This is a genomic window from Fusobacteria bacterium ZRK30 (assembly GCA_024628785.1).
GTDB lineage: Bacteria > Fusobacteriota > Fusobacteriia > Fusobacteriales > Fusobacteriaceae > Psychrilyobacter.
In genome coordinates, this window is sequence record CP102404.1 from 522,818 (window position 1) to 534,966 (window position 12,149).

The following is a 12,149-nucleotide window of genomic DNA, read 5'->3' on the forward strand; positions in this document are numbered from 1 at the left end:
ATTTGTTATTTGTTATATATTAGATGGATTCAGAGAGGGTCTTTAAAATTTCAATTGTTTTTAAGATCTCTTCCATTGTATTATAGTGGGAAAAACTAAATCTTACCATCCCGTTTTCATTGGTTTTAAAATCGTTGTGCATCAATGGAGCACAATGAATTCCGGATCTTGTGGCTATTCCATAGTCATATGATAAAACTTCTGAAAGATCACTGGATGGAACTCCTTCTAAGTTTATAGTAACAATTGGAGAACGATAAAAACTATTGAAATCTCCATATATTTTTACTTTTGGCAGATCTTTTATTCCTTCGTAAAAAGTCTTAGCCAGGGAGAGTTCCTTTTCACGGATTGTATCTACTCCTGTGTTAAAGATATATTTTAAACTGGCATTTAGTCCGGCTATTCCATGGATATTCGGTGTACCAGCTTCTAATTTATCGGGCATGGTTTTAGGGTGCTCCTCTGAAAATGAGTGAGAGCCGCTTCCTCCTACAAGGTATGGATTTAGATCTACTTTAGGAGATACATATATTCCTCCTACCCCTGTAGGCCCCATAAGTCCCTTATGTCCGGTGAAGCATAGGATATCGATATTATTTTTGACCACATCTACAGGGAATACCCCCAGACTCTGTGATCCGTCCACAATAAATATAAGGTTATTCCTATGAGCTGCCTTTCCTATTCTATCTATGTCCACCAGGTTTCCTGTTAAATTAGATGCATGAGTGGCTATAATGGCCTTGGTGTTTTCTCCGATACTTGCTTCTAATTCATCATAGTTTATATTTCCAATCCTGTCTGAGCCAATAAATTTTACCTTAACACCATTTTTTTTCAACTTATATATTGGACGCAGTACTGAGTTATGCTCTAGAGTTGTAGTGATTATCTCGTCGCCCTCTTTGAGCCCTAATCCTAATATTGCTATATTCAGAGACATAGTCGAGTTCCCAGTAAATGCTATATTTAATGGATCTTCCACACCTATGAGTTTGGCCAGTAATTCTCTTGTTTCATAGAGAACCCTGGATGAACGAAGAGAATACTCGTGTCCTCCCCTGCTTGGATTCCCAAAACTATTCAGCGCCTCTACCATGGCTTCCCCAACGGCTTTTGGTTTGGGTAGTGTAGTTGCAGCGTTATCAAAATAAATCATAATTCTTTCCCACCTTTTCATTTTCATTTAATTTGTAATCTAGGTTCATTCTATCTTATTTTTATTTAAAGGTACAATATTAATTTTATTTTTTTTTTAATATAAAAGAATTATATGTTTTATGAAATTTCAATGATTGTAATAAATATACGTTTATATTTATTTTCAAATATTAAATAAAATTTCAAAAATAGATAATTCTTTTTTTATACAAAACGTTTCATTAAGTTATTTAACCGATGATTTTAAAACTAAATTTAATTATATTTTAGAAGGTCATTTCAATGATTAAAATACAGGGATATAAGGTTTCGATCTACCTCCATTATAGATTCATACAATAAATGAATAACTTATATTTTGTATATTTTTTGTATTTAAGTTCTAAGTAGACTATGTGGTATAACTTCATTGTAATAAATTAAATATAGGTTATTTAATTATTTTTTTTAGAAGAAAACGGAGGAAAAAAATGAAAGAATCAATGGAAAAATTTAAGAGTGATTTTGGTAAATTAAGGGTAAGAGCAAAGGCATCAATTATAGGAGGAGCTTTAACAATGACCCTTGTTGGGCTGGTTAATTTATCTTTTCGTTTACAGGTATAGAAATAATTAAATAATTTAAGAGTGATATATGAGAAGTAAAAAAAGAGACGTCTAAGTCTCTTTTTTTATTGCTTTTTAAAAATGTTGAATAAATTTTTCAATGTATTGAATTGAATTTGTCGAAAGAATAATATTTGTATTTTCTGGAGTTTCCAGAACGATAAATCGTTCATTGGAAGAAATAATCTTCACATCTTCGTATTCGATGCCATACTCTTTAGAACAGTTCATAATATTCGTTTTAATATTCACTCTATCAAAACCGATTGATTTACTCAAATCTAACATAAGTGACCCCCTTTAAATTCTGAATGGTGTGATTCAAGACAATAAAAATATCTTAATTAGACATTCTTGAACTGCACTATTTAGACTTTACCTGAATGTTGATTCATATCTGGATGTAGTCTATTAAAGGTCATAAAATTCGAGATTTAAAAAATAGTTAGTATATGGTTAATTTTTTATTAAATTATACTATCTGTTGTAAAAATTTTCAACAAAAAAAATAATCTTAATAATGTTTTCTTGTAAAAATTTGGACATATTTAGTTTAATGTATTTATAACTTGGTATTTTTTTAACTATAAGGGGATTTTAATAAATTAATATTTAAAATGATATTGACATTTTCTTCAGATGTGCTGTAAGATAAGACAAAATTAACTAATAAAATACAATTTAGGAGGAAACATGAAATTTTTTCAATGAAAGTGACAATTGGTTAAAACTTCCGGTGGAAGTTATGGGATCTATTGCAGAGGGATAACATGAATAAAACTAGTTTAGATAAATTAATATCTTTCTTTTCCTGTAGTTTTATAACTACACCTATTCATTCTTTTTTTTGTACAGATCATTTTTTACATTTTTAAATAAATTCAACTTTTTAAGAACTAAATCCCAAAGGGATCCACATTTTAACGCCACTAGTTATGGGGGCTTTTTTAGATGAAAAATTATCAATTATAGAGACAAAGAACCTTCTTTTGTGATCTAAGAAATAATTTATTGATCTATTAAAATGTGTAAAAGCTTAGGTTATGCCTAATTGGATGGAACGTCACGTTCCTTTTTGTTGTGCCGTTTTTTAAAATTATAAGAAAATTAAATAATATCAGGAGCTAAAAATTATTGTAAAACTAAAAAAATATAAGGAGTATTGAACAATGATTAGATACATAATGAAAAGGTTATTCATGCTTATACCGGTAATAGCTGTGGTAATGATTCTATCTTTTTTGATTACCCATATAATGCCTGGAGATCCTGTCAGAATGATGATGGGTGACTTTGCAACGGAAAAACAGGTATCTGCAATGAAGCATCATCTTGGATATGATAAGCCGTTTTTTACACAATTTGGAGAGTGGTTTTCGAGAATAATAAGGGGAGATCTGGGAGAATCTTTATTTTTACATGAAAAAGTGTCAACGGCTATTTTTTCAAGGCTGGAACCGACATTTATGCTGGCTCTTGTGGGAGAGAGCATAGGATTGCTGATAGGAATACCCCTTGGAGTAATAGCAGCAGTTAAACATAGAAGCTGGATGGATCAGTCAGCCATAGGAATATCTCTAGCAGGAGTTTCAATACCTAGCTTTTGGCTCTCTATCATGCTTATATATTTATTTTCTGTGAAACTTCACTGGTTTCCTGTACAGGGGTATGTTCCTATGGAAGAATCGGGGATAGGAGTCATAAAATATCTTGTTCTGCCGGGATTAACCCTTGGATTTATGCAGGGGGGAATAATAGCCAGGATGACAAGGAGTGCAATGTTAGATGTACTCAGACAAGATTATATAAGAACCGCCATGGCAAAGGGAGTAGCGGAAAAATTTGTGATTATAAGACATGCTTTAAAAAATGCCATGATACCAGTTGTGACAGTTATAGGATTTAGCATGGCTGTACTTTTAGGAGGAACATGGGTTGTAGAAACTGTTTTTAACATACCGGGAACAGGGAGTCTGGCTGTTAATTCTATAATGAAGAGGGATTATCCAGTAATACAGGGTAGTATGATATTTACGGCTTTGGTATATGTGGTTATAAATATAGTCGTAGATGTGAGTTATGCATTTTTAAATCCAAAGATTAAATATAAATAAGAGGAGTGTTAACAGTGGGTAAAGACATAAAACAAATGATTTTGGAAATAAAAAAACATCCTTATATAGCCATAGGAGGAGTAGTTATAGCATTAGTTTTTTTTACTGCTGTGGCAGCGCCCCTCCTGACTAAATTTAATCCTTTGGAAGTGAACGGAAAGGATAGACTTTTGCCACCTTCATTGATCCATCCTATGGGAACCGATCATTTTGGGAGAGATGTTATGAGCCGGTTGGTTTATGGAGCAAGAATATCTATGCAGATTGGGATTTCAGTAGTAGTACTCAGTACACTTATGGGTGGATTAATAGGATTAGTAGCGGGATATTATCATAAATTCGATAATTTTATTATGAGAATTTTAGATGGATTCATGGCATTTCCAGGAATAATAATAGCAATAATTTTAGCCGCTGTCTGGGGAGCCGGAAAATTAAATATAATTTTGGCACTATCATTTGCATATTTTCCTCAGATGGCAAGGGTTGTAAGAGGCTGTGTTCTAACTGGAAAGGAATGGGAGTGCGTTGAATCTGCCAAATCTTCAGGGGCTAGAGATGGGCATATACTTTTTAGGTATATACTCCTCAATTCGTTGTCACCAATAATAGTGCAGGCTACATTTACTTTTGCTGTAGCAATATTAGATGAAGCAGCCTTAAGTTTTTTAGGGATGGGAATAGAACCACCACATCCTAGCTGGGGTGGGATGATTACCGAAGGCAGATCATTTATGAGTATAGCTCCCTGGGAGATGATATTCCCTGGAGCAGCGATAATGGTTACAGTTTTAGGACTTAACCTTTTAGGAGACGGACTTAGAGATTATTTGGATCCTAGGCTCAAGGTATAGGTCTATGGAATATCTATGATTAAAAATAAGAGGGGGGAGAAATATGAAAGATGAGACTGAAACTTTAAATAACAGAAAAGATAAAAATAATGCAGAGATGAAGGATGTTGTCGTCCTTGCAGCAGCGGCATTTTCAATAATAGCTCCCATTGTTATTTGCTCTATGTTAGGAATAATGGCAGTTTTTATGCTGTTAAGTATTTTATTTTAAGAAAATGCTATAAAAATTAAAGGAGAAAAAATGGACAAGTTGTTGGAAGTAAAAAATTTAAAAACCTATTTTTATAAAAATAAAGAGGTAATACCTGCAGTAGATGGGATCAGTTTTTGTGTGAAGAAAGGAGAAACCGTTGCAATAGTAGGAGAATCAGGGAGTGGGAAAAGTATCACTGCTCTCAGTATCTTAGGGTGTATTCCATCTCCAGCAGGTAAGATAGAAGGCGGGAAAATAATATTTGAAGGAAATAATTTATTTGAAAAATCTAAAAAAGAAATGAGAAATATAAGGGGGAATGAGATATCCATGATATTTCAAGAGCCCATGACATCTTTAAATCCAGTATACACAATTGGCAGACAGCTCAGTGAGGTATTTGAACTTCATCAGGGGATGAAAAGAAAAGAAGGACTTGAAAAAGCAGTTGAATTACTCCGAATAGTCGGCATACCTTCTCCAAAAGAGAGAGCAAAGCAATATCCCCATCAAATGTCTGGGGGGATGAGACAGAGAGTAATCATAGCAATGGCTTTGGCTTGCAGACCTAAATTGATAATTGCAGATGAACCAACTACAGCCTTGGATGTGACTGTACAGGCACAAATTCTCGATCTTATAAAAAATCTAAAAGAGGATATTGGAACATCGATGCTTTTGATAACTCATGATTTAGGAGTAGTCGCTGAAATGGCTGAAAAAGTTATAGTTATGTATGCAGGTAAGGTAGTGGAATCGGCAGGAGTTCAGGATATTTTTAAATATCCTAAGCATCCCTATACCAAAGGGTTGCTTTCATCTATGCCATCGCTAAATAATGCAAATAAAAGATTAAATACAATAGAGGGGGCAGTACCGAAACCTACAGAATTTCCTGTGGGATGCCGGTTTAGTCCAAGGTGTGAATTTGCAAAAAAAATATGTGGGAACTCAGAACCGCCTCTTTGGAATGCAGGGGATCGATCTCTAAGTTGCTGGATGGAGACACAGGAATATATTGAGGAGGTCAACGATGAATACTCTGCTTAAGATAGAAAATATTTCTAAATGTTTTTCAGCCTCAGAAGATGTGTCAGCTTCATTCAATAGATGGCTAAAAAATAATGACGCAGGTAATATGATTGCTCCTTATTTTGACAAATTGGAAATAGCTGGCCCGTATGAACTTACATTTATATTTAAGAGAGCTTACGCTCCCTTCATCAGTATTTTAGGATCACATGTTTCAAATCAAAAACTTGTTATAAGGCCAAAGGAACTTGTAGAAAAATACGGTGATAATATAATGAGGGAACACATAGGAACAGGGCCTTATAAATTTATAAAGTGGATTCCAGACCAAGAGGTTAGATTAGAAAGGTTTGATGAGTATGTTCCAAGTAATAAACCGGCATCAGGTCTTGCAGGTAAAAGGATAGCCTATGCAGATAAAATAATAATAAAATCAGTTTCTGAGCAGGCTACAAGAATCGCCGGGGTTCAAACTGGAGAATTTCAATTTGCGGAAGAAGCTCCCCAGGATCAATATAAAATACTTGTAGATGATCCTAGTGTAGAGCCTGTAATAGTTAAACCAGACGGGATGGAAATGCTGATAATAAATTGCGGTACTCCTCCTTTCAACAACATATATGCGAGGAGAGCTCTTGCAGCAGCAATAGACATGGAAGAACTTGGAAGGACGATGATTGGTGATGAAAACTTTTGGAATGTAGATGGGAGTATATATCCTAAAGGGACAGTATGGTATGAAGAAAATTCAGGAGCAGGGGTATATAACAACCATGATCCTGAAAAGGCTAAAGATCTTCTAAAAAAAGCAGGTTATGACGGTACACCTATAGTGATAGTAAGCGGACAGGATGACAAGGTTGAAAAATATGGAGCAATAGCCCTAAAAGAACAGCTTGAAAAAGCCGGATTTAATGTTAAAATAGAGCTTTTCGACAGGCCTACAGTTGTTGAAAGACGTTCAAAGAAAGAGGGGTGGAATTTACATCTTTCCTATTTTTATATGGCTTGCCCAGACCCTCAGGTTGAAGGAGCATGGACAGGAACAAATGCATGGATTTCAAATTGGGATGACGATGATTCCCGTGCTATGGATAAAATATTTGAAAGAATGATGATGGAAACAGATAAGAAAAAAAGATTTGAGATAGTAAAAGAATTTTATAATAAAACGTGGGAAACATTACCATATATAAAAACTGTTGAATACAGCAGGATGCATATAGCAAATAGTTCACTCAAAGGATACGCTAACTCTTGTCAGCCATTCTTTTGGAATACGTGGATAGAGAAAAAATAGGGTTTTATCTAAGGGGACAGCCAACAGAGCAGTTCCTTTAAAATTTGTTTGAAAAGATCTATACAAAGTCTTTCATTTATTAGAGGAGAGTTGGTTTTATGGAAAAAAAGAAATATATAGATGCAGTAAAAAAAATTAATTGTGTTTTAGATTTAAAAAGAAAAGTAGTTGGAGTCAGGTTTTTGTTTACAAAAGAGGAGTTTGAGAAAGCCTGTGCAGAAAAACCAAAAGGACGGATGCCTTACTGTAAGATGATTAATCGTGCAATGAATGGTCATAAGCTCAAGGTGGATTTTGACAATTTTGGATGTTTTGCTGCTGCCAGAGTTCTTGGGGTTGTAGATATGGATGACTGGTACACCTCAGGTCATTATTATGGGGAATGCGGGTTGTATCAGGATATGCCAACAGCAAAGGAAATTACTGACAGCATTTCAAAATGTAATCACAAATCTTATGGTGTGGAAATAATGCCTTTAGAAGAATTTGATACAGAACCCCATGTAGTGGTTATTGCTACAAATACGTTTAATACTATGAGGTTTATCCAGGGGCATGCCTACAAATATGGGACACATAAAGGGTATAAGTTTATAGGGAGCCAGGCCATGTGTGCTGAGTGTACAGCACATCCATATGCTGAAAATGATATTAATATTTCACTCCTTTGTGTAGGGACCCGTAGAAGTGGTTTTAATGAAGGTGAAGTTGGAATTGGGATACCTCTAAGAAAATTTTTGGAAGTCGTTGACGGACTCTGTAAAACAGTTACACCAGCAGAGCCTAATATAAGAAAAAAAGTGATAGAAGATAAACTCAATGAAAATGGGGTCTCTGATGTTGAAATCATATACAATAAAAATTATGGAGATAATATGCACAAACATGATTTTGCACATTTTAAAAGAAGAGATGAACGGTAAATTGCCTGTCCACATCCTCAATGAAAAAGAAAATTATAAAGATAAATTAAAATATAAAGGTTTAATATGAAGGGAAGGGAAGAATGAAAAATATTATAAGAGAGTTAGTAATTCTAATTTTAGCAGCATTTTTACTTGCAGCAGGAGTATATTATTTCTTAGCTCCAAACGAAATAGCAGCAGGAGGAACTACAGGAATAGCCATAATAGTAATGAATTATTTTCCAGATATAAATATAGGATTTTTAATGATGATTATGGATATAGTGTTATATATAGTAGGTTTTTTTATGATAGGGCCTGTATTTGGAATTAAGACTATATTTTGCAGCTTTACAACTTCATTTTTTATATCCATAATGCAGATATATTTTCCAATATCAGGACCTATGAGTCATGATATATTGATCCAGCTGATCTTTGGGATATTGATGTGTGGAGCCGGTATGGCAATTGCATTTTCCCATGAAGCATCTACAGGAGGGCTAGACATAGCAGTAAAGATAACAAATATATTTGGGGGTAAAATCTCTATATATTATGCAAAAGACGGATCTTCTGAGTTTGATAATGCCATAATAATGACTGTTTTAAAAAAAAGAGAATTTTTTGAATTGAAAAAATATGTAGATTCTATAGATCAAAATTCATTTATAACTGCACATGATATCAATGAGATCCATGGAAATGCTTATATAACAAAGTAAAATGATAAAAAAAATAAAATTTATCCAATCAATCATAGTATTTAGTATAAAATTTTTATATGTTGTATTAAACTTTGATGATTAAAATGAATGCAGTGTTAGATGTGATTTTAAGAGTGTAAATGATTTATTAATATGCTTCTTATTTTTCCATACAAAATGTTTCATTAAACTATTTAATATATGTTTTTGAAACTCCACTAGATATTCCTCTAAATTACACAGTCTGTGATTAAAATATCATAATGTAAGATTTGAATCGAAGGATAATATAGATTTATTTGATAAATGAATAGTTTATGTCTTGTATATTTTTTGTATTTAAATTTTAATTGTATTATATGGTATAACTTCATTGTAATAAATTAAATATAGACAATTTTTATGATTTTTAATGAAAGATGGAGGAAAAAATGAAAGAAGCAATGGAAAAATTTAAAAGTGATTTCGGTAAATTAAGAGTAAGGGCAAAAGCTGCAATTATAGGATGGGCCCTAACAATGAGCTTTATTAGTCTGGTTGATTTATCTTTTCGTTTACATGCATAGTAATAAAATATTAATTTAATTTTATAAAATTATATCAATAAAATAAAGGGTAAGCGTAGAATTGAATCTACGCTTATTTTTTTATTGTCTAGGAGATTTTAAAAATTACTGAATAATTAAAAGGTTATAAAAATACAGAATATTTCTGTTTGAATCGAAGGTCATGTTGCTTTTTTTATTACACTTTTAATATATTTATATTATGTCTAAAGAAATAAAAAAAGAAGTATAGAAAATATTTTAAAATGTATATTTCTCGATTTTTTACTATGGTTGTACTTTAAAATCAGCTTAAATTTGTACTTTTAAATATAAGGTTAAATTAATTTTAAAAAAACGATTGTTATTTTTGGAACAAAGTTTAAAATGTGGTATAGTTGAATTATGAAGGAGAATGTTAAATTATTCTCAATAAAAAATTAAGTCAGATGTAATTATTTATTTGATTTTATAAAATGAAGAGGAGATGGTTAATCATGGATTTAAAATGGTTTAGAGTTCCAAAGGATATTGTATTTGGAGAGGGAACACTAGGATATTTATCGACTATTAGTGGTAAAAAGGCAGTGCTTGTAACTGGTGGTAATTCTATGAAAAGATTTGGTTTCTTAAATCAGGCCAAGGAGGAACTTGAAAAAGGAGGAATGGAAGTGATGACAATAGATGGTGTAGAACCAAATCCATCTATAGATACTGTTATTGACGGTGGAAGAAAGATGGCTGAATTTAATCCTGATTGGATCATAGCAATTGGAGGAGGATCTGCACTGGATGCTGCTAAGATCATGTGGGTATACTATGAAAATCCAGAAACTAAATTTGAAGACCTTGTAGCCGGTAAATTCCCAACATTAAGAAAGAAAGCTAAATTTATAGCTATCCCTTCTACAAGTGGGACTGCTTCAGAGATAACTGCATTTTCTGTAATAACAGACACTGTAAATAAAATTAAATATCCATTGGTATCTTATGAGATTACACCGGATATCGCGATTTTGGACCCGGTTATTCCTTCTAAAACTCCGGCTCACATTACTGCGAATACAGGGATGGATGTAATGACTCATGCCATTGAATCATATACTTCTAATGCTGCTACTTGTTACACTAAGCCACTATCGATGGAATCAATTAAGATGGTATTTGAAAGTCTTACATCTGCTTATAAAGATGGAGATGACATAAAGGCAAGAGAGGACATGCATAATGCATCTACACTTTCAGGAATGGCTTTTACAAGTGCTTCTTTAGGAATAGTACATAGTATGGCGCATAAGATTGGTGGAGAATTAGGAATAACTCATGGACTTGCAAATGCGGTATTATTACCATATGTTATAGAATATAATAGAAAATCTACAGATGGATTTAATGAGATAGAAAAAATGCTAGAAGTAGATGATATTGTGACTACTGTTAAAGAATTGAATCAAAAAGTAGGAATCCCTCTATCTTTAAAGGAGATAGATGAGGTTGATGTTTCAGAAGAAAAATTTAAAGGTATACTGGAAAGAATGAGTGTAAATGCATTTAATGACCCTTGTACCCTAACAAATCCAAGAAAAACATCTTCAGAAGATATTAAAGAGATCTATCTGGCAGCATATTACGGAACTACAGCCAAAAATATATAGAAGAAATCTTTTTCAGATATTTTAATCTCAAAATGGTTTTAAATAAGAAAGGCTCTCAGATTTATTCTGGGAGCCTTTCTTTGTTTTATAATTATCTAGTAAGTTTAATCTTATAAAATTTTTGATTATCACTAATCAGATCTAAGATCACATTATTTTTTTATTAGATTTCCAATGGTTTCTAACATATTGGCATTTTCTTCTAAAAAATATGGAACAGAAATAAGGTTTTTTTCTTTAAAATCTTGAAAGATCAGGTCGACAAACATATTCTCCTTATCTTTTCTGCCCTGCCAAAATGGATCGGAAGAATTTGGGAGGAGTCTGTTGATAATAATTTTATCGATATTAATTCCATACTCATCCAAAGTTTTTACCGCTCTTTTTGTCTCTAAGAAAGATAATTTTTCAGCATTCATGACAAAGTTAAAGGAAACTCTGGAAGGGTCCATGAGAACCTTGCTGATATCAGATATCCAGCTATGCCTGGATTCCAAAATATTTAAAACACTGTCATGGGAAAATTTATTTTTCTTGTTAAATTTCATATTTTTTAACATGAGAATTTTTTTTCTTTTTTTTATGAGGCTTTCCATCCATGTATTCATAGATGTAGGAAATGTAATCAGCCTTAAGGTATGTCCTGTAGGAGCAGTATCAAAAACTATATAATCATACTCTGTATTCTTCAGGATCAGCTGGCTCATTTTTTCAAAGATGGCAGATTCATAAGCTCCAGGAGATATACTTGCTGTGTCTAATTGTTTTTCCACCTCACATAAAATAACCGGGCTCAGCATCTCACAACATTGTTTTTTTATCCTAGAGATGTATATATCGGATTCCTTTTCTCCATCGATCTCTAAAATGTGTAAATTTTCAGAATAGATGTAAAAATCTTCATCCCTTTTAGGAGAAATATTAAATAGATCCCTGGTTGAATGTGCCGGGTCTGTGGAAACCAATAAAACTTTATGTTTTTTAGAATATTTCCATGCCAGGGAGGAGGCACAGGTAGTTTTTCCAACTCCTCCCTTTCCCCCTACAAAAATTATCTTGCTCATTATTTCACCTC

The 12,149-nt window shown here is 32.8% G+C and carries 13 protein-coding genes; 10 read left to right on the forward strand and 3 right to left on the reverse strand.

Translation table 11 applies throughout. From position 1 onward, the window contains the following. Positions 1-19: 19 nt before the first annotated feature. On the reverse strand, positions 20-1,162 hold the full coding sequence (locus NRK67_02585) for an aminotransferase class V-fold PLP-dependent enzyme (GenBank protein UUV16807.1): 1,143 nt from the start codon (positions 1,160-1,162) through the stop codon (positions 20-22). Between the two features lie 472 nt (positions 1,163-1,634). Between NRK67_02585 and NRK67_02590 the strand changes: the two genes are divergently transcribed. After that, the gene (locus tag NRK67_02590) at positions 1,635-1,769 is read left to right on the forward strand and encodes a hypothetical protein (protein ID UUV16808.1); all 135 of its coding nucleotides are present in this window, start codon (positions 1,635-1,637) and stop codon (positions 1,767-1,769) included. A gap of 75 nt (positions 1,770-1,844) precedes the next feature. Here NRK67_02590 and NRK67_02595 read toward each other — a convergent pair whose 3' ends face one another. Further along, positions 1,845-2,057, reverse strand: coding sequence for a hypothetical protein (locus NRK67_02595; GenBank protein UUV16809.1), 213 nt, complete (start codon positions 2,055-2,057; stop codon positions 1,845-1,847). Positions 2,058-2,938: 881 nt separating this feature from the next. On the opposite strand from NRK67_02595, the gene NRK67_02600 reads away from it, so the two are divergent. From NRK67_02600 to NRK67_02640, 9 genes are all read left to right on the forward strand, one after another. Then, positions 2,939-3,883, forward strand: coding sequence for an ABC transporter permease (locus NRK67_02600; protein ID UUV16810.1), 945 nt, complete (start codon positions 2,939-2,941; stop codon positions 3,881-3,883). 14 nt (positions 3,884-3,897) lie between these two features. Beyond that, positions 3,898-4,737 carry an ABC transporter permease gene (locus NRK67_02605; protein ID UUV16811.1) on the forward strand — a complete coding sequence of 280 codons (840 nt, stop codon included), beginning with the start codon at positions 3,898-3,900 and terminating at the stop codon, positions 4,735-4,737. A 43-nt stretch (positions 4,738-4,780) separates the two neighbouring features. Continuing rightward, the gene (locus tag NRK67_02610) at positions 4,781-4,948 is read left to right on the forward strand and encodes a hypothetical protein (GenBank protein ID UUV16812.1); all 168 of its coding nucleotides are present in this window, start codon (positions 4,781-4,783) and stop codon (positions 4,946-4,948) included. A 30-nt stretch (positions 4,949-4,978) separates the two neighbouring features. Then, complete coding sequence (locus tag NRK67_02615) at positions 4,979-5,980, forward strand: ABC transporter ATP-binding protein (protein ID UUV16813.1); 1,002 nt, start codon at positions 4,979-4,981, stop codon at positions 5,978-5,980. Beyond that, a complete protein-coding gene (locus NRK67_02620; GenBank protein UUV16814.1) occupies positions 5,964-7,262 on the forward strand; it encodes an ABC transporter substrate-binding protein in 1,299 nt (432 codons plus the stop codon). The genes NRK67_02615 and NRK67_02620 overlap by 17 nt, the downstream gene beginning before the upstream one ends. Positions 7,263-7,360: 98 nt before the next feature. After that, positions 7,361-8,185, forward strand: coding sequence for a DUF169 domain-containing protein (locus tag NRK67_02625; GenBank protein UUV16815.1), 825 nt, complete (start codon positions 7,361-7,363; stop codon positions 8,183-8,185). An 83-nt stretch (positions 8,186-8,268) separates the two neighbouring features. Continuing rightward, complete coding sequence (locus tag NRK67_02630) at positions 8,269-8,892, forward strand: YitT family protein (GenBank protein ID UUV16816.1); 624 nt, start codon at positions 8,269-8,271, stop codon at positions 8,890-8,892. A gap of 413 nt (positions 8,893-9,305) precedes the next feature. Further along, complete coding sequence (locus tag NRK67_02635; GenBank protein ID UUV16817.1) at positions 9,306-9,440, forward strand: hypothetical protein; 135 nt, start codon at positions 9,306-9,308, stop codon at positions 9,438-9,440. A 476-nt stretch (positions 9,441-9,916) separates the two neighbouring features. Next, positions 9,917-11,074 (forward strand): iron-containing alcohol dehydrogenase, encoded by a 1,158-nt coding sequence (locus NRK67_02640; GenBank protein UUV16818.1) that lies wholly within the window; start codon positions 9,917-9,919, stop codon positions 11,072-11,074. A gap of 152 nt (positions 11,075-11,226) precedes the next feature. On the opposite strand, the gene NRK67_02645 is transcribed toward NRK67_02640, so the two are convergent. Next, positions 11,227-12,138: a TRC40/GET3/ArsA family transport-energizing ATPase gene (locus tag NRK67_02645; protein ID UUV16819.1), complete on the reverse strand. Its 912-nt coding sequence runs from the start codon at positions 12,136-12,138 to the stop codon at positions 11,227-11,229. Positions 12,139-12,149 lie beyond the last annotated feature (11 nt).